Annotated in this window: 14 protein-coding genes and 4 pseudogenes; 6 read left to right on the plus strand and 12 right to left on the minus strand. The window is 67.0% G+C overall.

The window, feature by feature from the left end:
• The first annotated feature begins 19 nt into the window (after nt 1-19).
• Both ACQPW6_RS37595 and ACQPW6_RS37600 read left to right on the plus strand, forming a co-directional pair.
• Nucleotides 20-7,063, plus strand: coding sequence for an RHS repeat-associated core domain-containing protein (locus ACQPW6_RS37595; protein ID WP_433894213.1), 7,044 nt, complete (start codon nt 20-22; stop codon nt 7,061-7,063).
• A gap of 565 nt (nt 7,064-7,628) precedes the next feature.
• Nucleotides 7,629-8,216: a hypothetical protein gene (locus ACQPW6_RS37600; protein WP_433894214.1), complete on the plus strand. Its 588-nt coding sequence runs from the start codon at nt 7,629-7,631 to the stop codon at nt 8,214-8,216.
• Here ACQPW6_RS37600 and ACQPW6_RS37605 read toward each other — a convergent pair.
• From ACQPW6_RS37605 to ACQPW6_RS37620, 4 genes and pseudogenes are all read right to left on the minus strand, one after another.
• Entirely contained in the window at nt 8,183-8,527 is a 345-nt protein-coding gene (locus tag ACQPW6_RS37605) for a hypothetical protein (RefSeq protein WP_433894215.1), read from the minus strand. The two genes, ACQPW6_RS37600 and ACQPW6_RS37605, sit on opposite strands and share 34 nt — an antisense overlap.
• Nucleotides 8,528-8,586: 59 nt before the next feature.
• Nucleotides 8,587-8,910 (minus strand): annotated as a pseudogene (locus tag ACQPW6_RS37610) (IS5 family transposase); the annotation flags it as partial.
• Nucleotides 8,911-8,950: 40 nt separating this feature from the next.
• Nucleotides 8,951-9,391 carry a hypothetical protein gene (locus ACQPW6_RS37615; protein ID WP_433894786.1) on the minus strand — a complete coding sequence of 147 codons (441 nt, stop codon included), beginning with the start codon at nt 9,389-9,391 and terminating at the stop codon, nt 8,951-8,953.
• A gap of 301 nt (nt 9,392-9,692) precedes the next feature.
• Nucleotides 9,693-11,072 (minus strand): hypothetical protein, encoded by a 1,380-nt coding sequence (locus ACQPW6_RS37620; RefSeq protein ID WP_433894216.1) that lies wholly within the window; start codon nt 11,070-11,072, stop codon nt 9,693-9,695.
• 385 nt (nt 11,073-11,457) lie between these two features.
• On the opposite strand from ACQPW6_RS37620, the gene ACQPW6_RS37625 reads away from it, so the two are divergent.
• The gene (locus tag ACQPW6_RS37625; protein WP_433894787.1) at nt 11,458-11,949 is read left to right on the plus strand and encodes a YfbM family protein; all 492 of its coding nucleotides are present in this window, start codon (nt 11,458-11,460) and stop codon (nt 11,947-11,949) included.
• 659 nt (nt 11,950-12,608) lie between these two features.
• On the opposite strand, the gene ACQPW6_RS37630 is transcribed toward ACQPW6_RS37625, so the two are convergent.
• Entirely contained in the window at nt 12,609-13,010 is a 402-nt protein-coding gene (locus ACQPW6_RS37630; RefSeq protein ID WP_433894217.1) for a DUF6884 domain-containing protein, read from the minus strand.
• Nucleotides 13,011-13,447: 437 nt separating this feature from the next.
• Nucleotides 13,448-14,122, minus strand: coding sequence for an SMI1/KNR4 family protein (locus tag ACQPW6_RS37635; RefSeq protein ID WP_433894218.1), 675 nt, complete (start codon nt 14,120-14,122; stop codon nt 13,448-13,450).
• 118 nt (nt 14,123-14,240) lie between these two features.
• Between ACQPW6_RS37635 and ACQPW6_RS37640 the strand changes: the two genes are divergently transcribed.
• The gene (locus ACQPW6_RS37640; protein WP_433894811.1) at nt 14,241-14,672 is read left to right on the plus strand and encodes a hypothetical protein; all 432 of its coding nucleotides are present in this window, start codon (nt 14,241-14,243) and stop codon (nt 14,670-14,672) included.
• A complete protein-coding gene (locus ACQPW6_RS37645) occupies nt 14,605-15,426 on the plus strand; it encodes an ISAs1 family transposase (RefSeq protein WP_433894788.1) in 822 nt (273 codons plus the stop codon). The genes ACQPW6_RS37640 and ACQPW6_RS37645 overlap by 68 nt, the downstream gene beginning before the upstream one ends.
• A 37-nt stretch (nt 15,427-15,463) precedes the next feature.
• On the opposite strand, the pseudogene ACQPW6_RS37650 reads toward ACQPW6_RS37645, so the two are convergent.
• From ACQPW6_RS37650 to ACQPW6_RS37665, 4 genes and pseudogenes are all read right to left on the minus strand, one after another.
• A pseudogene (locus ACQPW6_RS37650) lies at nt 15,464-15,859 on the minus strand (transposase); the annotation flags it as partial.
• A gap of 266 nt (nt 15,860-16,125) precedes the next feature.
• Nucleotides 16,126-16,385: pseudogene (locus ACQPW6_RS37655) on the minus strand (transposase); the annotation flags it as partial.
• 1,106 nt (nt 16,386-17,491) lie between these two features.
• A pseudogene (locus tag ACQPW6_RS37660) lies at nt 17,492-17,862 on the minus strand (toxin Doc).
• Nucleotides 17,863-18,161: 299 nt separating this feature from the next.
• On the minus strand, nt 18,162-18,518 hold the full coding sequence (locus tag ACQPW6_RS37665; protein ID WP_433894219.1) for a DUF805 domain-containing protein: 357 nt from the start codon (nt 18,516-18,518) through the stop codon (nt 18,162-18,164).
• 654 nt (nt 18,519-19,172) lie between these two features.
• Here ACQPW6_RS37665 and ACQPW6_RS37670 point away from each other — a divergent pair.
• Nucleotides 19,173-19,391, plus strand: a complete 219-nt coding sequence (locus tag ACQPW6_RS37670; protein ID WP_433894220.1) for a hypothetical protein — start codon at nt 19,173-19,175, stop codon at nt 19,389-19,391.
• A gap of 184 nt (nt 19,392-19,575) precedes the next feature.
• Here the strand turns inward: ACQPW6_RS37670 and ACQPW6_RS37675 are convergent, their stop codons facing one another.
• Together ACQPW6_RS37675 and ACQPW6_RS37680 are read right to left on the minus strand one after the other, a co-directional pair.
• Nucleotides 19,576-20,154, minus strand: a complete 579-nt coding sequence (locus tag ACQPW6_RS37675; protein ID WP_433894221.1) for an RDD family protein — start codon at nt 20,152-20,154, stop codon at nt 19,576-19,578.
• Nucleotides 20,155-20,785: 631 nt separating this feature from the next.
• On the minus strand, nt 20,786-22,102 hold the full coding sequence (locus ACQPW6_RS37680) for a PQQ-binding-like beta-propeller repeat protein (RefSeq protein WP_433894222.1): 1,317 nt from the start codon (nt 22,100-22,102) through the stop codon (nt 20,786-20,788).
• Nucleotides 22,103-22,256 lie beyond the last annotated feature (154 nt).

Consider the following 22,256-nt stretch of genomic DNA (forward strand, 5'->3'; position numbering starts at 1 on the left):
CCATGTCCTTGTTTATTGCGTGCCCGCGGCCCATGGTCTGGGCGCGGTCGGCTGGGGGTTCTTCGTGAGTTCCGGATCTGGTAACCGCTGGATGCGTTCGCGGCTGCTGAGAGGCGTACTGCTTCCTGTCAGATCGTCGGGCGGTTCGGTATTGGGATCGGGCGGTGCCCGCCTGGTGGTGTTGGGCCTTGCGGTGGCGCTGACGGTGCCGTTGGGTCTGACGCCGATCGCCCACCAGGCGCTGGCTGATGCGCCGAAGCCACTGGGGCGAACGGCGGTGCCGAAGCCGCGGGTGAGCAAGGTGCGTCCGGCGGGGCTGGGTGCCAAGGCGGCTCGCGACGAGGTTGCCAAGGCCAAGGCTGCTGATGATCAGCGGGCCGTGCGGGCGGCGGCTGAGCAGCACGCTACGTGGCCCAAGGGCGGAGCCGCGCAGATACCGCAGACCGCAACGTCCGCGTCGGGCAAGGCGGTTGTGGGTGGGTTGCCGGTCACCATCGGCCGGTCACCGGCCGCCAAAGCCAAGGGAAATTCGGCTACGGATTTTCCGGCCGCTACGGCCGGCCCGGCTCAGGTGACCGTCGCGGACCGGTCGGCGACGAAGGCCGCGGGTGTTCAGGGCGTGCTGTTGTCGGTCCGGCCGCAGGCAACGGGTCCGGCGACGGTGTCGGTGGACTACTCCGCGTTCGCCTCCGCCTATGGCGGGGACTGGGCCGGGCGGTTGCAGTTGGTGAGTCTGCCCGCCTGCGCGCTGACCACCCCGGACAAGGTCGCCTGTCGCGTCCAGACTCCTCTTCCCTCGTCCAGGAACGACGTGCCCGCGCAGACGGTGTCCGCCACCGCGCAACTGGAAGCCGGGACGTCCGCGGCGAAGGTGTCGGTGTTCGGTGTCGAAGCCAAGGGCGGTGGTGAGTCCGCCTCTGGCACTGGTAACTACTCCGCGACCGCGCTGTCGTCATCGGCCAAGTGGGCCGAGGGCGGTGCTTCGGGGTCGTTCACCTGGTCCTATCCGATGCAGGTTCCGCCGACCGCGGCGGGCCCGTCCCCGTCGGTGGGGTTGTCGTACGACTCGGGCAGCATCGACGGGCGTACCGCCTCAACGAACAACCAGGGCTCGCCGGTCGGTGAGGGCTTCAGCGACTCGGCGGAGTCCTACATCACCCGGCAGTACGGCAGTTGCGACCTCGACGGTCACGACAAGGTCTACGACGAGTGCTGGAAGTACGACAACGCCTCGCTGGTGCTGAACGGGAAGTCCACCGAACTGGTCAAGGACGACACCACCGGCACGTGGCGGCTGGCCGACGACGACGCGTCGACCGTCACCCACCTCACCGGGGCCGACAACGGCGACCAGGGCGACCCGGGCAAGGACCTCGACGGTGCCGGCGAGTACTGGACGGTGACCACCGGCAACGGCACCCAGTACGTCTTCGGACTGAACAAGCTGCCCGGCGCCGACGCCCAGCGCACCAACTCGGTATGGACCGTCCCGGTGTTCGGCGACGACGACAAAGAGCCCGGCTACCAGGACGGCACCACCTTCGCCGGCCGGTCGCTGAACCAGGCGTGGCGCTGGAACCTCGACTACGTCGTGGACCTGCACGGCAACGCCATGTCGTACTGGTACACCGCGGAGACCAACTACTACAAGAAGAACGGCGCCACCACCGCCAATGCCCAGTACACCCGCGGCGGTCACCTGGACAAGATCCTCTACGGGCAGCAGCAGCAGTCCGACTCCCTGTTCGTCTCGCCCGCGTCGCAGCAGGTGACCTTCGGCTACAGCGAGCGCTGCACGGCCGACGACTGCTCCAGCCTGACCAGTACCACGGCCGCCTCCTGGCCGGATGTGCCCTTCGACGCGATCTGCGCGTCCGGGGCGTCGGACACGGACTGCACGGCGGAGTCGCCGGCGTTCTTCACCCGCAAGCGGCTGACCCAGGTGGAGACGTCGGTGCTGTCGGGCACCGGGTACACCCCGGTCGACACCTGGGTGATGACGCAGCACTTCTTCGACCCCGGCACCATCAACAACACCTCTGACCAGTCGCTGGTCCTGGACACCATCACGCACACCGGGGACACCGGCACGCCGAGGGTCCCGCTGAAACCGGTGACGTTCACGTACACACCGTTGGCCAATCGGGTCGATCTGGTCGGTGACAACGTCCTGCCGCTGAAGCGACCGCGGATCGAGACGATCGTCTCCGAGACGGGGGCGATCACCCATGTGACGATGTCGGACCCGGAGTGTGTGAGTGGCTCGCACATGCCCGTCGCCGAGGACCGGGACACCATGTCGTGCTATCCGGTGTACTGGCACATCAACGGTGCCGAGACCGCTGGCCTTGACTGGTTCCAGAAGTACCGGGTCATCGGTATAAGGACCTCCGATCCGACGGGCGGCACCCTTGCGCTGGACCAGTCCTACAGTTACGCGGACCCGGCCTGGCACTACGACGACAGCCCGTTCACACCTGAGGACGAGCGGACCTGGTCGCAATGGCGCGGCTACGGCACCGTCACCGCTATCACCGGCAACAACGACAACAACCACACCAAGACCGTCACCCGGTACATGCAGGGGATGAGCGGCGACAAGGTCATCACCGGCGGACTCGAACCGATCGGCGTGGAAGGCCTGGACGTGCCCGGCCTGCCGGTCGCCACGATCACCGACTCCGACCAGTACGCCGGGTTCGCCCGCGAACAGGTCACCTACAACGGCGCCACCGCCGTCTCCGCGTCCATCAGCGACCCCTGGTCGGCGAAGACCGCCACCCAGCACAAGTCGTACGCCGACATCGAGGCGTACTACGTGCGCACCGGCAAGACCTACACCGAGACGTTTCTGACGGCCAAGGGCACCTGGCGGACCGCCACCACGGCCACCACTTATGACGCGTACGGCCTGCCCGTCAAGGTCGACAGCGCCGGTGACACCGCCAAGACCGGCGACGAGACCTGCACCCGCACCTGGTACGCCAGGAACGATGCCCTCGGCATCAACTCCCTGACCTCCCGCGTTCGCACCGTGGGCCGGACCTGCGCCACCACGGACGCCTCGCTGTCACTGCCTGCCACTTTCGCCACGCGCGGTGACGTGCTGTCCGACACCGCGACCCTGTACGACACCACTGCCACCACCTGGACCCCCAGCCAGTCCGCCACCCACGGGGAGGCCACCTGGACCGGCCGGGCCACCGGATACCCGGCGACGGCCGATGCCAATGGTGACCGCAACCCCAGCGGCTGGCAGGCCACCACGCAGGCGGCCACCTATGACGACCTGGGCCGGTTGCTGCGCGTCGAGGACGCCGACGGCAACGCGACTGCCACCGCCTACACCCCCGCCGGCGCCGGGCCGACGACCCGGACCATCGTCACCAACTCCAAGAGCCAGAGGGTCATCACCAATTTCGACGGCGTACGTGGACTTCCCAGCTATGGCTACGACGTCAACAACGCGAAGACCGAACTGACTTACGACGCCCTGGGCCGACTCACCGGGGTCTGGCTGCCCAACCGGAGCAAGACCAGCAACCAGAGCGCCAACACGACATACACCTATCATCTGGACAACGCCACGGCGTCGTATGTGGCCACATCCACGCTCGGTATCAGCGAGGCTCGCAACACCAGTTACCAGATTTACGACTCGCTGCTGCGCCCGCTGCAGACCCAGACTCCGACACCGGTGGGCGGCCGGGTACTGACCGATACTCGCTACGACACCCGCGGCCTGGTCTTCCAGACCTACGCCGGGGCCTTTGACAGCGAGTCCATGCCAAATGGCACATACATGCATGTCGAGAACGGCGGCACGCCCACCGAGCACGAGCTGACCTACGACGGTGCCGGCCGCCCTACCTCTGACACGCTATACGTCGTTGGTGTGAAGAAGGGTTCCACCACATTCACCACCTACACCGGTGACTCCACCGCCACCAGCGCTCAGGCCGGCGGCAGTGCCACCCGCACCATCACCGACGCCCTGGGCCGCACCACCGAGCTGCGCTCGTACGCCGGTACCTCGCCGGCCGATGCCGACTACGGTGGCACGACCCCGCTGCCGACGTACACCACCACCGGCTACACCTCCACCCGTGACGGCCTGCCCGCCACCGTGACCGGCCCGGACAGCGCCAAGTGGACGTACGGGTACGACCTGTTCGGCCGCCAGATCTCCGCGACCGACCCGGACATGGGCACCACCACGACGACGTACACCGATCTGGACCAGGTCGCCACCACCCACACCTCAGTCGGCAACACCGTCGGACACACGTACGACTCGCTCGGCCGCAAGACCAACCTGTGGCAGACCAGCAACACCGCGGCCAACCAGCTCGCCGCCTGGACCTACGACACCGTCGCCACAGGACAGCCGGCCTCCTCGACCCGTTACGTCGGCGGCAGCGGTACTGGTGGCAAGGCGTACACCAAGAAGGTCACTGCCTACGACAAGCTCTACCATCCCATCGGCAGCGAGATCGATCTCGATCCCACCGACCCGCTGGTCACCTCCAAAGCCGCAGCGGCCTCGTACACCTTCACCAGCAACTACAACACCGACGGCAGCCTCCACGACGACGATCAGCCCGCCATCGCCGGACTACCCGCGGAGAACGTCACCTACGGCTACCTGCCCACGGGCCAGGTGAACACTGCCTCCTCGTACGACGACTACCTGCTGGATGCCGTCTACTCCCCACTCGGCCAGCCCAAACAGCTCAACCTCGGTGCCTCGGTGGCCACCATCGCCAAGCAGGTCTACCTCGACAACGAGTACGAGGAAGGCACCGGCCGCCTCACCCGCTCCTTCGTCACCGACGACACCCACGCCTGGATGCCGCAGGACCTGCACTACACCTACGACGACGCCGGCGACGTCACCAAGATCAGCGACCCCGCCACCCAGGGCGCCACGGCCAAGCCCGACACGCAGTGCTTCACCTACGACGGGTACCAGCGACTCACCTCCGCTTGGACGCCCGCCAACGCCGACTGCGCCAGCACCACCACCGGCGGCGCAGCCCCGTACTCCACCAGCTACACCTACAATCCGGCCGGGCTGCGGCTGACCCAGACTCAGCACGCCACCGGCGGCAACACCACCACGCTGTCCTGCTACACCAAGACCACCCAGCCCCACACCCTGACGGCCACCACCACCGGCTCCACCTGCACCGGCGTGTCGGCCGGCTACACCTACGACAGCACCGGCAACACCACCACCCGCCCCCAGGGCGGCAGCCCCCAGACCCTGACCTGGAACACCGAGGGCAAACTCAGCACCACCGCCCAGGGCACCAACACCGCCGGCTATCTCTACGACGCCGACGGCAACCTCCTCATCCGCCGCGCCACCGACGCCACCGGTGAGAGCGTGATCTACCTCGGCGGCACCGAGCTCCACATCAAGACCGCCAGCGGCAAGTACACGACCTGGGCCACCCGCACCTACACCGCCGGCCCCGGCGGTCCCGCGATCGCGGTCCGCACCAGTCAGCCCAGCACTCCGCCACTGACCTTCATCGCCGGCGACGCCCATGGCACATCCAGCCTCGCCCTGGACGCCAGCACCCTGGCCATCACCAAGCGCTACACCAGCCCCTTCGGAGCCCCCCGCAGCACCGCCACCGCCTGGCCCGACGACAAAACCTTCCTCGGCGCCCCCACCGACACCGACACCGGCCTCACCCACATAGGCGCACGCGAATACGACCCCCAAACCGGCCGCTTCCTCAGCGTTGACCCCCTCCTCACCACCAGCGACCCCCAATCCCTCAACGGCTACACCTACGCCGACAACAACCCCGCCACTTTCTCCGATCCCACCGGAACTATGCGGGCCCCCGTCGACCGGGGTGTTTCCTGCGAGCACGCAGACTGCTCGTCTGCAACATCCGGCACTGGCAACGTCCCGACTAGCGGAGCCGATGCCAGCCAGGACTGGATAGACCAGGAGTCACTCTCAACGGACGACTCGTCGTTGGGCGAATCGATATATCCGTTTATGAGGAACCAGGGCGGACATCCTGAGGGTGGTTACTGGAATCCCTTCACTAATGTAACCGGAAAGATGGAAACCGTATGCTTTGGCCGCACCGCCTGTAATGTGGCTTGGAAATATCTGCTACGCCATCCCGATGATGTAGCAGAAGGAAGGTATCTGGCGGCCACTTACTGTCTGGACAATATGCGTCAGTGTCAGTCCGACGCGGCGGACTGGGACCATACGCAGGAGCTGACCGACGTCATTCTTACTGGTCTTATGGCGGATAGGCCCTCTGAGGGAAAGCCCAAGATCAGTGGTTGTAGCTTCACGCCAGACACGCCAGTCTTGATGGCCGAAGCCAAGACCAAACCCATTGGAGAAATCAAGCCGGGAGACAAGGTAGAAGCGGCCAGTCCCAACACCGGGCAACATAAGGGCGTCCGCTCCGTCACGGCAACACACATCAACCATGACAACGACCTCGTCGACCTCTCGGTCGAAACCAGCCCTGGCCACCGCAGCACTCTCCACACCACCTCCCGTCACCCCTTCTGGGACGACACCCTCCACAAGTGGATCCCCGCTGGCCAACTCAAGCCCGCCCACAGTCTGGAGACCGCGACTGACCATCACGTCCGCGTTTCCGCCGTCCACATCCGCCCCGGCGCCGCCGACATGTGGAACCTCACGGTAGACGAACTCCACACGTACTATGTACTCGCTGGGACCACGCCGGTCCTCGTTCACAATTCGTCTTGCTGGACGGCGACCAACTCCAAAACGCCAATGCAGAATGCATTGGGGCATTGGGGAAAGCACAAGGGAGACTATCCGCAACTGCAGAATGCAAAGCAGTATGTAGAAGCGGCTCAGCGGTTCATGAAAAGTGAAGATCCCTGGATTCAAACAAAGGTTCGATCCAATGGGGATATAGTTCGATACAATCGAGTTACGGAGGATTTCGGCATCATGACACCGAATGGTGAGATTCGGACGTACTACAAGCCGGATCCGATGGTGCATGGCTATGCCTCGAATCAGGATTACTTCGATGCGCAGTAGTCGAGTCGGTTTTGCCTGCTTTGTCTGTGGCTTGGCCCAGGTTGCACCTCCATGGGGTGAAAGCGGCGACTCTCCCTCTTTCGAAATATGTGCGTGTTGCGGGACGGAATTTGGCTATGAGGATGCCACCGATGCTGGCGTCTTCAGGGCTCGTTCCCGATGGGTCGAATCTGGATATGCGTGGGTTGAGGAGGGTGCAATGCCAGAGGATTGGCGGCCCGATCGGCAGCTTAGAAGAGCCTTGCAAGGTCCATAGTAGTCCGAGTCGAAATGCATCCCCAAAGATTCGGTGACATAGTCGAGTGGTGAATTAATCAGCGAGGAAAATGATGGACCCTTTCCTGAAGCGAAGAGAAGGGGTCCATCATTCGTTTGACGGCAACGGATGACGGCAACGCCAGCGGACGGCTCCTTGGGGAGTGGGGCGACGTCACTACGCATGATGGTGACTAAGAAGTTGTTGTCTTTCCGAGCTTGAGGACTGCGTTTCCAATGGTCAGGCATAGGAGCCGCGGTTGTGTGGCAGTGGTGATCTGTCGTGTCGTCGCTCCGGTGGAGGTCAGGGATGCCGTCGGTCGTGGGACTGCTGGAACAGCGTGAGTGCGCCGCTTGCCGTCGTGTGGACGAACTGCGTGAGGAGGCCGATCGGATCCAGGCCGAGCTGGCCGTGGCCGAGCGGGATTGGAACGAGTGGGTCGTTGCTTGCTCGCGTGTCGGCGAAGTACTGGCCCCAGGCGATGGTGGCGTCGCCGGTCCTGATCTCGCTGTGGGCCTGCCGGATGGCGGTGAACAGCCGGTGACGGCAGGGGCTTCGGAATCGGCGAAGCCGAAGTCGGTCGTGCCGGTGTGGCGCGCGGGGCTGGCCTGGTCAGCTCTATCTGTGGACTACCAACGCCTTCTGCGAGTCCTTGTCGACCGCGACCGAGAGGGCCAAGGTCCGCTTTCCTGCCAGGAGATGGCCGTCTGCTTCGGCCTGGAGGTGGTGCCGGCAAAGGTGGAGGCGCTGCGGTCGAAGGCGAAGCGGATGGTGACCCGGGGGTGGCTGGTCGAGCCGGTGCCTGGTCGGTTCTCGCTCTCGCAGGGTGTGGCCGGACAAGGGGGGATGGTGAACGGCGACCGTCAGACCCGCAGGGTTTCTCCCTGGGGGTCGTAGCAGACGAGCCCGTGCTCGCGTGCCAGAGCGGCCGCATACTCGGAGACCTCCTCCGCTCTGCTGTAGGACATGAGCAGATAGACGATCGGGCCCGAGGCCTCGTCGATGACGGGTGGTGACGCCCACGGGCTGCCGGCGATATCGTCTGGATACCGCTTGACCAGCGCCTCGACATAGGCCGCGATGCGCGGCGACGGCTCGGCGATCACGTCTTCCGAATCGAAGTAGCGGTCGTAAAGCTCGTCGAGGACAGCGCCGGCTTCGTCGTCGCTCGGTTGCTCTCCATGCCAGACGGCCAGGTCGTAGCTCATGTGTGAATGATCGCAGGGGCCAGACTGACTTTGGCCGGAAGCCCCAGTGCCGGACCGGTTCACGCTCGCGAAGGGCATGGCCGGGCCAGGCGGCGGGTCATGAGGAGCGTCATTGACCAGTAGACCATCACCTCGGCGCCGCTGGTGGATCGCTCGAAGTCGCGCACCAGGCGCCGGGTGCGCATCAGGTGGGCAAAGAACCGTTCGACGATCCACCGCTTGGGCAGCACCACGAAGCCGCGCATGGCGTCGCTGCGTTTGACGATCGCCAGGACCAGGGCGAGGGCGGTGAGGCAGCGGGTGATGAGGCTGCCGGTGCAGCCGCCGTCGGCCCAGACCAGCTCCAGCCGGTGGTGTGCCTCGGTGACCCGCGCGAGCAGGGTCCGCGCGGCGGCGCGGGGAGCGTGCGCTGGTGATCTCCGGTCAGCGGTGGCCGGTGGCCAGGATGACGAGGAACTGGCCGCCGCCCGTCTCGACGTCGGCGGTCACCGGCAGTCCCGGAACCAGCCGGGAGAACCGGTCCACCAGCCAGTCCGCCACGTCCTGGGCGTCCTGCCTGTTCGGACAACGGCCCACCATCTCACGGCCCCCCTTGCGCTCCAGCCTTTCGGCAACAGCGATCAGCGGCGCGGGTTCGGCCACGTACAGACGGTCTGGCCAGGCGATGACCACCTTGACCGCGCCCTTGCGGGTGTTGCACCCGCGGTGCGCGAGCCGCTCGGCGACCTTGGCCTTCCGATCGGCCGTCCGGCTGTCAACACTCGGCCCCCGCGGGTCGTTCACCGGCATGTCGGGGTCGACCGGTTCGTCGCACACCCAGCACCGCCAGCCATCCCGCTCGGCCACATCATCAAGAAGACTCACCCCGGCAAAGTAGCCTGCCCGGCCGCCACCCCGCGCAACAGGGCCTCCGCAGCCGGGCGTGCTGTGGCCCGTGGCGTTCCTGAACACGTGAGAATGATCAAGATTCCCGTGTCGCGCTGCTCGACTTCGCCCGCCTTTGGGTGAAAGGGCACCGCGGTGACCGTGCCACAGGGCCGTGTACAGAGCGTTCGTCTTGTATGCGTTGACGCGGACCGGGTGTCAACGTCTCCTGGAATCTGACCACTTCCGGGTCCTTGGGTTCCTGGGGGCCGGTCTTTGGGAACCGGCGACGCCGGGCTGGTCAGACCCAGATCTCGTGCTCATTGCGGTAGTGAGGCCATGGCTGCCCGGCCTGCCGTGCGGCCAGCACGTGCTTGATGCCCGCGACCCAGGTGCCGGGCTGGAGGAGTTCGATCAAGTATCGGTCCAGTTCGGAGCGGCGCATCTGCAACGTCCAGCCCGGCGTCATCGTGAAGCCCCCCGGCAGTGCCACGGCGCGTAGCTGCTCCTGGTGGTGGACCTCCATGAGGACCTCCCCTTGCTTCAGATCTGCTTTCCCCGGCGGGCGGACCCAGCGTGCGTCCAGGCCGGAGACTTCTAGCAGGCGAGCCAGTGCGGGCCCGGATGTCTCCACGGTCACGGAGGCGTAGTCGCCGATCAGTCGGGCGCAGGTCGCTGGCTGAAGCGGGTAGTTTGCCCAGGGCACGCGGAGGGGGTCACGGGCCGTGCTGTCGATGCTGGTGGCGTGGATGTTGTGGTCTTCGCGGCCGGTGGCGATGCCTGCACTTCGCAGGGCGGCACCGTAGCTCTGCTGGAGGCGCTCGTTGAAGACTGCTGAGGACATGCCCTGCTGGGAACATCCGAATTGGTCGACGACGGACAGGATCCGACTGCCGGGTACGGGGGTGGAGTAGATGCCCTCGGCCGCGGCTTGCTGCAAGGCGTCGCTCAGGAGGTTCATGTGCGTGCGCAGCGGCAGGTCCAGGTCGTGTAGGAGTTCCGAAGGGTTGTCGCCCGGCAGAGGCCCACCGTGTCGCACTGCGGCGCGGGCCTGGTTGATCCGCCGGATCTGGATGTTCCTGTGGTTGTCCGGGTTGGTCTTGATCTCTTCGGTTCGGGGCGGGTTCACTTCGTCCCAGACCGTGACGTCGCCGATGCGCAAACAGTTGGTCAGGTCGTGCAGCAGCGTGAAGGACTTGTCCTGCGTGAAGGCCCGCTCCACGCGATCCAGTTCGGCTTGCAACCCTAGTTTCCCGAACATCGGGCCGGGCGGGTCGTTGCGGCACAGGGCGAGTATGAACGGGCGGTGGAAGCCGAAGACGCGCCAGGCCAGGGCGTCGCCGACAGACCGCAGTTGGCGGGCCAGCCGGTCGCACACATCGTGCTCGAAGAGCCAGGTCGCCACGTCAGCGATGTCGCGGCCGGACTGCGGTTCGGGAGCTTCCGGATGGGGCGACTTTTTCCTGCCTATCCGCTTGGCGGCCCGCTTGAAGCCGCGACGGTCCTCCTCCACCTTCAGCAGGCGAGTGAGCAGGTCCCGCTGGAAGACGACGCCGGCCTCGACGGTGTCGCAGTTCCGCAGCTGCTGGATCAGTTTGGCCAGGACGGGCTGCATCGCCTGATGCCGTGGGTGCATCAGCATGTCGTCTGGGCTGTAGTGGTCGGAGTCGAACAGGCTCATCATGTCAGTGTGACGACGAACCCCCGCTGGGGCGGCGGCTTTCCGCAGTTCAGCAGCCACCTCAGCAACGTACTGACCGAAGCCGGTGAGCGCAGCGGGATACGAGCCCTTTCTGCCCGCAGCGGCATGCGCCGGCAGCATGTCGGCCGGCCGGCTTCGTGTGTGGGCTCACAGAGAATGCCGTCCCCAGCGTGCCGAGCGCGCCGGGGAACAGTATGTCCTGGCTGAGCCGGCCGACCCAGGCTGTCTGTAGCAGGTTCTTTTGGGCCCACGGCAGCAGGCAGTTCGGGCTCCAGGTTGTGGCAAGTTGATCTGGCTCCAACTGCCCCTGGATGCTGCTGGGCATCACAGTGTCGGTGGTGCCTCGTACTCTGCGCGGGTGAGCATGAATGGTGAGTACCTGCGTGTAACGCCAGCCGAGCTGGCCAGGGCAGTCAAGGACCCGGACTGGGCGTTCGAGTACGCAATGGAGGTCATGGAGACAGACGGCATCAATGACGCCGCTCCCTCGGATGCGCGGCAGCTAACGACCCACAAGGCGTTCCATGCCATCGCATTCCTCCTCGAACGCGCGAGTTTCCCCGTCGACATCGTTCATGGCGAGCAGTCGTTCACCAGCGAGGACTGGGGCTATGGGCCGGCCAAGTACCTGGACGCGGACCAGGTCAAGCTCGCGGCCGGAGCCCTGGCCGGCTTGTCCTTCGAGGACCTGATCCGGGACGTGGACCCCGAGCGGATGACGGCCGCGCAGATCTACCCACTCCTGTGGGATGAGGCCGACGCCCTGGAATGGGTGCGCGGGTGGTTCGACCCGCTGCTTCCGTTCTTCGGCGCCGCCGCCCAGGCGGGCGAGGCCATACTGGTCTGGCTCGACTGAGTTCGTGCAGCTCCGCCTCGGCAAAGGATCCCTGGCAGCCACTGCTCGGCCGAACGGTCCGGCCAACGCCACACACCTGTCGGGGGCGTGCTGACGGCGACAGCCGCTGCCTCAAAGCTACCGTCACCCACCCACCCCACCACCAGCGCAACCACCCGATCGTGGTGGGGCCAAATCACCTTGCTACGGCGTCGCGAACCACCCCACCGCACGCCCCCAAACAAACTCTACTGGGGCCAGATCAACTCCTCCGGCTGGTCCCCAAAGAAGTGCTTACAAACAACCCAGGCGGTCGCTCTGTGCAGACGGCCCGATCCGAGGAACAACTTCCTGGCATCCGTCGGGTCTGCCGTGCCCGGGTTCTTGTCTCCGGCACGCTTCCCGGATCACCGGTACCGGCCTATCGGCCCGCGCCACGGCCGCTCCCCGCCGCGGGTGGGCTGGGGCTGGCCGGCGGGAGCAGCGGTCCTCAGGTTGGTGCCGGTTCGTCTTCCGGTAGCGCCCCAGTCTCGTGGTCGGGCCGACCGGGCCGCGACGGTCCACCACGCGGCGGCGAGGTGGGCGGAGCGGGCGACCGCGTGGCACTGGGCCCGCTGGTTGCCCAGCCCGCCGCCGCGTGGTGTCAGTGCGTGGGGTACGGACTGCTTGAGCATGCGGGCCTAGCCCCGGCCCCCGAGGAAGATCACGCGGGCGTCGTCCAGGTCAAGTGCTGCGGTCTGCCGGGCCACCCGCTCAGGGGTAACGACGTCCCGGTCGCCGAGCCGGGTGTCGTAGGGGAACAAGGGACGATCGAGGGGGACCAGGCCATGCTGCGCTGACAGGATCCGGATCAGGGTCTGGTCGGTGAGGCCGGCGGCGGCGAGCCGAAGTGAGCGGTGGTACGGGCCGGTGTAGAGGCGGCCGGCGGGGATGACGTCCCGGTAGCCGAACTCCTCCCAGGACGGCTCGGCCTTGGCGGAACCGCAGGCGGAAGCGCGCGGGTTCGCAGAATCCTGGAGGCGCGAGATGGGAAACTCGTACGGGAAACACCGATCCCAGGGATCTCGCCGACGGGTTGCCACACACCTCGCTCGTCGTTGACGCCACAGGCGAGGCCGATCGAGCGTACGGTTCGCTCGTGCGGTATCTGAACCCTGAATGGCTGCAGGCGTTGACCTCGGCATCGTTGAATGATCGGCACGTAGCCTGCTGGAGCGCGTGTTGTTCGCTCTTGCCGGCGACGGTCACCTCGGGCAGCATGGCGCCACTCTGCCAAGCGCCTTGGTCGCGGTGATTCGCGCGCAGGCTGCACTGAACAGCCATGGGTCTGTGAACCAGCCGACACACAAACTCCTCCGCCGCGTCATCGCCGAGGCGATTGGTGCCGTGGATCGGGCGGCACCTGCCTACCGCTATGGGGGCCACGCAGACCTCGCGTCAGCCAGAGCAGAGATGGGTGCAGTTCCTTTGAAGGGAAGGTTGAGTGCGTCGCGGTCAGGCCAGGGTCACCAGCTCTTGATCACCGTACGGCCCTCTCGCGTTGCTCAAGCCACTCGAGGTACCAGCTCTGGAAGGTGTGGCGGTTTCCTCGCGCATCAACATACGGCTCGAAGGGCGGGTTGACCGCGCAGTCCCGGTCGCGGAGTTCCCTGCGGTGCGGGCCGACAACGATGAGCCAGCCCGTCATCCCGCATCCGTTGTCGCTGATGTGGATCGCGCCCCGCCCGCGTTCCAGGTGCCAGACTTCGTCGCCGGCGTCGCCAAAGGCCTTGCGGTAGCCGTCCAGATAGTCGTCGTCTTCGTCCCGGGTGGTGGGGTCGTACCCGGCGGCGCGAAGGGTCGCCATCTGCTGGTCGGCCCAATCTTCCGTCTCGACGAACGGCGCGCTGGGATCCAGCAGCCAGGGATGGTCTTCGTCGTCATCCCAGACCCATCCCCATTTCCCGTTGATTTGGCGCAACGATGTGAGCTCGAGTGCCGGTCCGGGACCGCCGGCCCCGACCTCCGCCAGAAACGTGCGGTACTCGTCGGGGAGCGCGACACCGAACTGTGCTTCGACCTCGGCGATCTCTGCGGGAGTCAGGGCAGGTTCGAATACTGGATACTGGGACGGCGCTCGGACACGGGCTCGACGCTCCTCCTCCACAGCGATGACGCGTTCCCGGACTTCCGACCAGTCCGTGTGCGTGTTCATGGCCCTCCTACCGACGGTGAGCAAGGACATTAGCCCCTGCCGCCAACATCCGACCTTCGTCTGGGCTGTGTTGGGGGCTGCTCGTCTCTACCGTGGTACTGGAGGAGAGGGGTGGCGGATGGGCTCGCTGTTCGAGGAATTGGAAGCGCGCGAGGCGACCGCCCGGGTCCGGGTGGAAGAGCTGGAAGCCGAGGTCGCTCTGCTGGCCGGGAAACTGGAGCTGGCCCGGGAAGGGCTGGAACGTCTGCGGATCGCGCGGGAAACGGTCGCCGAAGTACTCGCGGAGATGACTCCGCCGATGTCCGCTGTAGTGGTCGATGCCGGACAGCCGGCAGCGGCTGAACGGGCGGCATCGCCGTATGCCCGGGCCGAGCGGCAGGTCATCGGAGTGCTGAGCGTACCGAACTGGCAGCCCGGCATATCGTCTGATGTGCTGCCGCCGGCTGCTGAGCCGCATCGACGGCGATGCCCTGGACCGGGCCATTGGCCGCTGGCTCGCCGACCGCCGCCCCGCCAGGGGCGGGCTGCGCGGGCTGTCCGTGGACGGTAAGTCCCTACGCGGTGCAGCAAGGTCACAGGGGCGGAAGATTCACCTGCTCGCCGCGGTAGAGCACACCACCGGGCTGGTCCTGGCACAGGTCGACGTCGGCGAGAAGACCGGAGAGACCACCTGCTTCCAGCCGCTGCTGGACACCGTCGCCGATCTCGCCGGGATGGTCGTCACCAGTGACGCGCTACACACCCAGCGCGAGCACGCCCGATACCTCCTCGGCCATCGGGCCCACTACATCGCGATCGTCAAGGGCAACCAGAAGAAGCTCCGCAAACAGCTCAAGGCCCTGCCCTGGAAAAACATTCCACTGCAGGACCGGACTCGGGGCACCGGTCACGGCCGCTCCGAGATCCGCCGGATCAAGGTCGCCACTGTGAACAACCTGCTCTTCCCCGGCGCCTGCCAGGCTGTCCAGATCAAGCGCCGCCGCACCGACCGCAAGACCGGCAGGACCACGATCACGACCGTCTACGCGGTCACGAGCCTGACCGCCGGCCAAGCCAGCCCCGCCCAACTCGCGCAGTTGATCCGAGACCACTGGAAGATCGAGGCGCTGCACCACGTCCGCGACACCACCTTCGCCGAGGACGCCTCCCAACTCCGGACCGGCAACACTCCCCGCGCGATGGCGACCTGGCGCAACCTCGCCATCGGCGCCCTCCGGCTGAACAGCACAAAGAACATCGCAGCCGGACTCCGCCGCAACGCGCGCGACGCCCGCCGCCCCCTCGAACTTCTCGGCCTCGCATGATCACAAACCGGACGCTAGCGGACTACGCCGAAGCCCTGCCGTAGACCTCGGCCAGGTGCGCGGAGATGTCTCCGTGCGTCAGGCCCCGGGCCGACAAGGACAACACCATCTCATCGACACCGGTCGGCCGACGCTGACGTCTCCTGACGATCTGCGGCTCGAAGCTGCCCTCCCGGTCGCGGGGCACCCCGACCTCGACCGGCCCGACCTCGGTTAGCACGGTCTTGGCCCGCACACCGTTGCGGCTGTTCCCGCTGCCCGCACCGGCCGGGTCGTGTTTCTCATAGCCGAGGTGGTCGGTGATCTCGCCCTCCAGGGCGGACTCCAGCACCCGCTTGGTCAGCTGCTGCAGCAGCCCGCCCTCGCCGGTCAACTGCAACCCACCCGCACGGGCCCGATCCACCAGTTGGCCGATCAACTGCTCGTCCAACATGTCCGCCGGCAACTCGACCTGGCGTCCATCCTCAGCCGCCTCAACAGAGGCGATGGCGTCGCTCATCAGGTGCTTCCTTGATCAGGAGATACACCGGTCACCGTACAGACCCGCAGCCCGGGTGGCGCCGAGAACCTTCGCTGAGACATTCGGCAGTGGTGGAAACGCCTCGCTCGACTGGCAACCAGGTGGAAGGGCGTCCCCGAGTTCTGGTCACGTCCGCTGGAGTGGTGTAGAGGCGGCCACTCGGTGAACTTGTCGTGAGGCTACGCGCTGAGTTCGGTGGGCACGGTGGTTTCGTCCTCTTCTGACTCGATCGGTGGCGGCGGGCTTCGGTCTATTCGTCGTTCTGCTCGGCTAGACTGCGCCGACCAGGCGGATGACGGCGGTGCGGTCGGGGGGAGATCCCGGCGACGTCGGTGCGGCGGCGGATCTCCTTGTTCAGCGGTTCCTAGGGGTTGTTGGGCCAGATCTGCCGCCAGATCTCGCGGGGGAATGCGGTGAACGCCGGAAGGTCGCCTTGGGCGGCATACTCGGGCGCGGCGGTGAGCCCGAAGTGTGCCCTGGTCTCGACCACGATGGCGGTGGCCGTGGCGGCCTGATTCTCTCGGACCAGCTTCATTGTCGCGCCAGACGACGGCCTTCCCGGGGAACCCGGAACAGCGGGGCAGACCGTCAGTCGTCGACCAGCCGAACTCACCACTCAAGCTCTTTCGTTCGATTTCTGAGCTGGACAAACACCGAAACCCATGGACTTTCATGTCGCGCCAAGTTCAGAATTTGACACTCAGTAGGGCTGGAGGGGTACGGGGTGTCCGGAGGAGGTGATGGGGCGGGGGCTCGGCAGAGGTTGACCTGCGGACGTTCCGGGGGTGTCAAACGCCCACCAGATGCGGGCGTGCGGCAGGTGGTGTCCGGTGGGCAGTGCTATGGCGGGGACGGTCAGGTGCGTGGCGACCTGGACTCGGGACGCTTGCGGTGGCACCGGCCCGTAACTGATGCCGGTCGTTCCTTCGGGGAGGCCGGGTACGGTGCCGGCGAACCAGAAGCTGTTGTCCGGGTGTTTCTTCGTGGGGGCACTGAACGTGCAGGCGCTTGCCCCCAGCGTGTCTTTGGGTCCTCCGGGTCCGTCGATCGCCAGACACATGCCTTGGTCGCTTTCCCATGCGTCCAGTTGCCACCGCACTCCGTGAGTGGTCTGCTGCATCATGGTGACGTGGTCGTGGCCGTCGTCGTTGCTGTCGTTCGGGTGGGACGAGCAGGCCGACAGGCCCAGCAGAATTCCGGCAGCGGCTGTTGCGAGAGCTGTGCGTCTCATCGTTCCCTCTGTCGCGATGGTCGTTACGGCGCCTTCTCCGGTGAACCGAACAGAACCACGCCCCGGTCGCTCTACCGGTTCCGGCCGTCCCGTCATCAACCCCTATGTCTGCCTGCCATTGTCAATCGGTTGAGCCTTCACGCGAGGGCATCCAGTCGGATCTTGCTGTTGATTCCCTTCCGCCGAGCCGGACCAGACGGCCAGGTCGCCTCCGGGTTGCACGTGCACAACGAGATATGTGTGCGCGGCAGGTGCTCGCGCAGCTTGCCGATGCCGCCCTGACCGTCGGCAACACCGCGGCCTGTCGGCTGGGTTCAGGCTCGCCAGGCGCGGATGCGGTCAGCTGCCTCGTACACGTCGGCCCTCCCGGCGTCGATGTCTCTGGCCAGGTCGACTAGCGCGCAATTCGGCGGGTTGGCGCCTTCTCCTGTCGCGTCCATGTGCGCCACGGTGATCGCCGCGCCGAACAGCGCGTTGCGGGAGGGCAGCGGCGCACTCGGATGAGCGAGTGCATCAGCGCCGCAGCGCGCCAGGCGCTGTCGAATACGACGCCGATGCGCGGGGTATTGACGCGGTAAGGTCCGACGGCGGCCACCAGGCCGGAGAAGTCGTGAACCACCGGCTGTTCCGGCAGGGCCTCCGACTGGCGCTCCAGCAGTCGGCGGATGTCGATGAACAACTCCACCTCAGACAGCCCGCCCGGTTGCGCCCAGCCGGCCGGGGGCGTACCGGCGGAACACCTTAGCGGCGCCCTCAAGCCGCGGATCACAGACCGCGTCGTGCGCGGCCTGGGTGATGAGCGCGGTCACCGTGGTGCCCTCGATATCCGCCCGCTCCCTCAGCAGCGCGTGTCGGGCCCACGGCTGCCGACTGCGTCGGCGCAGGGCGCGAGGGCGCGAGGGCGATGGGCGGCCGGAGGGCGGGGCCCGCGGTGGGACTGCCATAGTTCCCCTACCGCGGGCCGCCGGTGTCCTGCTGCGCTACTTATGCATGTGCGGGTGCGTACTTCGGGTTCGGGCCGTAGGCGTTCGGCTGCGGGTCGCCGTCGGTGCAGGTGAAGACGAGAAGCACGATGCCGCCGATCAGCGGGATGATGCCGATCAGGATGAACCAGCCGGACTTGCCCGTGTCGTGGAGCCGTCTGGCGGTGACCGCGAGACTCGGGATGAGCACGAGGGCGAAGTAGACGAAGTACGGGATCATGGTGCCGGCCACCGCGCCGATGACGGCCAGCACGATGAGCGCGATGATGTTGAAGAGGTTGTACATCCAGTATTCCTGGCGGCGGGCGCGGCCGCTGAAAACGGCATACTTCTTGAGCACATCGACATACCAATGCACGGTGAGTCCCCCCAAGGACCGATTCATGACCGGTGGTCCGCCCGCACCGGAGAGCCCGGCCGGGACAGCAGACGGTAAGGGCCTTGACCTGCGCAAGTCAAGGTTGGCGTGGGCTGGTCGGACCAGGGGCGTCGTCCCTGATAACCGGAGCAGCGGCCTCCGCGAGCGCCGGCCTGGAGACCGGCATACCGGGAGGCGCTCAGGGCTGTTCCGACAACCGCATGCCCCCGGTATCCCGCCCCTTTTCCGAGGGCGGACAGGGGATCGCGACTCGCTGAGCGCCGGCTCAGCGGTAGCTCGCCTTTCCCGGCGGTGGGCAGCGGCGATCTGCCGGCTGGGCGTCGGCTGCTCGAATGCATCTGGGCCTTTGCCCGGCCAGGAGTTCGGCCGTATTCCGGTGGCCCGGAGCCGGTCGGGCACCCTGCCAATGCTGCCGCCAGATGGCTCCTCGGGGGCTGACCAGGCGGTTCGCGGACGCGGCCTTCCGGTTCGCGGGGGAGCGGCAGCAGGGGGACGGGGATGAGCTGGGCGCGCGAGGCGTCGGGGGGCCAGTGACGTGGCGGCCGCGTCCGGCGGTGCGCGGCCGGGTGGCGGACCTGTTCGCTCGACCGCGGCCCAGGACGGGCCGGCAGCCTTTCCGAGAAGGATGACGACGTGCCTCGACATGCGCTTGCCCGCGGTCTGACCGCCACTGCTACCAGTGTCGTACTCGAGTTCGACAGCGAGTACGTGGCCCGGCAGATCGCGGTGAAAGCCAAGTACCAGCTGTGGGTGAGCGGCGCGCAGAAGTCGGCCACAAGTAGGGTCCTGGGCGGCTGCCGCACCCAGGCGTTGCCGATGGAGTTCAGCCTCGATGTCGCCCTGAAATCCTGAAGACCTCTTCTTTGGCGTAGCGACCGGCGACGCCGGCCGCCACCCCTGCGCACGGCGGGAGTCCCACTGTGCAGCCCGCGCCGAGCGGATGAACCGTCCCCCCGACCCACGCGCGGCCAGCAGCACTCTCCCGGCGGGGCGGAGGGTGCCGGCATTCATCCGTTGTTCGACACGCAGTTCGAGGTCAGGGCTTGATGACGACGGTGTGGACGAGCTTGTCGGCGAAGGTCTGCTTCTTGTCGTCCCAGGCCGGCCACAGGAAACCCAGGTAGCAGGGGATGGCATCCAGGATGTGCAGCAGGCGTCGGCCGAAGGCCAGGCCGAAGCCGACGACTTGGCCGTCGGATTCGCGCAGCAGTCGGGTGCCGATCGCCTTGCGGCCGGGCGTCTGGCCGGTGGTGCCCTCCATGTAGGACAGGCCGAGGGTGCCGACCAGACCGATGACAACGCCCAGCAGCGCTCCGGCGGCACCGCCCACGGCGAAGCGCACGATGAGGTACGGGACCAGGATGACGATCGTGTCGATGACGTAGGAGGCCGCGCGCAAGCCCCAGTTGGCCAGCGGCGGCATCCCGGCCGGCTGCTGCTGGCCGTAGGCCGCGGTGTCGGGCTGCCCGCTCCCGGGGTAGGACGGTATGCCACTCTGCCCGTATGGGGCCTGCTGGCCGTAGGGGTTGGGGCTCGGCTCGGATGGGTTGTGCTGCCAGGGGCCCTGCTGTCCGCCGGCGGCGCCGTCGTGCGGGGGTGGCTGTCTGTCACTCATGCTGGTGAGTACACAGCCCAGTGCTGGTGAGAGGCAACCTGCAACGATTCGCACCGGATCTGGAAGCGCTACTTCCGCTCGGAGGATTCAGTGTCTGCGTTTCCGCCGTGCCGTGACCGCAGACCGGCACCTTCTCGCGAGACCCGTCCGCCGGCGGAGGTTCTGCTGTGTGCTGGCCGTAAGCGGGAGCAACTCTTCGTCGAGGGGCTCCTGATCCCGATCCGGGGCAGTACCGGCGGCCAGCAACCTGTCCGAACGGCTATCTGCGGGACGGGCTCGCGCTGAGCGTTTCATCTGCGTGTTCACGGCGACGGGCAGCGCTGGTCGGCCCGTGCTGGCAGAATCGGGCCGCCAGCCGCCGCCGGTGCGAATCGCGGGGCGGCAGACCCACCGGCTTCGACCGCACGACCTACCGCCACCGCAACGTCGTCGAACGCTGCTTCAACCGCCTCAAGCAATGGCGCGGCTCGCCCACCGGCTTCGGTGAGACCCGCGAGTCCTACCAGGCCACCGTCACCATCGCCTCCCCTCCTCTGAATATGACCTTCGAAGACGATCCCTAGTTCGGCCTACGGGGCGTCCGGCGCGCTCCTCCGGCTCGCCCCCGCGCAGTACGGTCCTGGCGGTTTTCTCAGCGCGGACGCGGCGGGGCCGTGATGCGCACCGGTGCGGCGTGTTTGACGTCCCCGGCCGGCCCGAAGCCGACGAGGCTGCCGCCGACCGGCACGACCAGGCGTCCGTGGGCCGTGCCGATGCCGGGGACGCTGTAGCCGAACATCCAGTCCGGTACCTCGTTGATGGCGCCGTTGGGGTTGGGGGCGGGGGCGACGCGTACGGACCAGGCGGTGCGGCCGTTCGCCGCGTCCAGGGCGAGCAGCAGGCCGTCGGCGTCCTCGACGTACACGTAGCCGTTCGCGACGAGGCGGACGGTGGCGTGCCCGACCGGGCTGGTGTACGTCCAGTCGGTGGCGAAGGTCTTCGCGTCCAGGGCCTTCAGTACGCCCTGGTACGTGATGTAGTCGTGGCCGGCGTCGAAGGCAGGCGTGGAGCTGGCGGGGAAGGACCGCAGCTTCGAACCGGTCCGCTCGTCGAAGGCGGTGACCTGGTCGGTGAGGTGGATGGGGATGTTCCCGAGCAGCCACAGGTCGCCGTGCGCGAGAGCCGGGGTGTTGCCGCCGCCGTCGAAGTAGGGCGGCAGGTTGTAGTGGCGCCGCTCCTTGCCGGTGGCCGGGTCGAGCAGTTGGTACGTGATGTCGTCGTGCGCCACCCAGACGCCTTGGGCGTCGACTGCGACGGGCGTCTGGCCGGTGTCGCGCATGGCGGTGTTCCACAGCACGTGGCCGTCGGTGGCCCGCACCGCCGTGGTGACCGAGGTGCTGCCGCCCTGCGTGTAGAGGACGCCCTTGTACCAGGTCGGCGGGTAAGCCCACCAGTGGGTGTTCACCTGGTCCAACTGCGTGTGCCACACCACTGCGCCGCTCATCGGGTTCCAGGCGGTCAGCAGACCGGACATCGTCTGGGTGTAGAGCAGTCCGCCGCCGTAAGTGGCGTTCGCCTCGGTGCCGTTGAGCTCCTTGGCGGGCCACAGGTCCTTTCCGGTCCGGGCGTCCAGCCCGACCAGCCTCAGGTCGGGACCAAGGGCATCTGGGCCGGCCGCGTTCACCACCGCGAAGACCCGGTCACCGACGGTCAGTGGACCGCCCGCCATCGTGCCCAAGTCCCGTGACCACAGATGCCGGTAGGGCGGCCTGGCCGTCGCACAGGTCACCGAGCTGTCCAACGAGGCGTCGGCCCGGTATGCGGGCGTGGCGTCACTGCTCTCCTCCGGCGTGGCGGTGCCGCCCGGCACCTGGCCGGCGGCGAAGGGCATTGTCGCCGGCGACAGCACCAGCGCGGCCGAAGCCGCCGCGACCACGACCGCGACCCGCAACCTGAACCGTGCAACCATCCCGTACCCCCCAGTGCTGTTGCCGGCGAGCGCGCGGCGTCAGCCCGTTTACCCGGCGCCCGGAGGGATACACCGGCGCCGACAGCGGACCTGGCCCGCGGGCCGCTGGACGCTCCGCTCAGCCGCACGGCTTCGCCGTGAGCCCGATATCGAC

This window comes from Streptomyces sp. CA-111067, from assembly GCF_050956065.1.
Lineage (GTDB): Bacteria > Actinomycetota > Actinomycetes > Streptomycetales > Streptomycetaceae > Actinacidiphila.

Coding starts and splice junctions, on each gene's coding strand:
- ACQPW6_RS37605 (WP_433894215.1), bottom strand. CDS start 8,527: ATGAGCTACGACCTGGCCGTCTGGCATGGAGAGCAACCGAGCGACGAC.
- ACQPW6_RS37625 (WP_433894787.1), top strand. CDS start 11,458: ATGAATGGTGAGTACCTGCGTGTAACGCCAGCCGAGCTGGCCAGGGCA.
- ACQPW6_RS37600 (WP_433894214.1), top strand. CDS start 7,629: ATGCCGTCGGTCGTGGGACTGCTGGAACAGCGTGAGTGCGCCGCTTGC.
- ACQPW6_RS37640 (WP_433894811.1), top strand. CDS start 14,241: ATGGGCTCGCTGTTCGAGGAATTGGAAGCGCGCGAGGCGACCGCCCGG.
- ACQPW6_RS37675 (WP_433894221.1), bottom strand. CDS start 20,154: ATGAGTGACAGACAGCCACCCCCGCACGACGGCGCCGCCGGCGGACAG.
- ACQPW6_RS37680 (WP_433894222.1), bottom strand. CDS start 22,102: ATGGTTGCACGGTTCAGGTTGCGGGTCGCGGTCGTGGTCGCGGCGGCT.
- ACQPW6_RS37635 (WP_433894218.1), bottom strand. CDS start 14,122: ATGAACACGCACACGGACTGGTCGGAAGTCCGGGAACGCGTCATCGCT.
- ACQPW6_RS37620 (WP_433894216.1), bottom strand. CDS start 11,072: ATGAGCCTGTTCGACTCCGACCACTACAGCCCAGACGACATGCTGATG.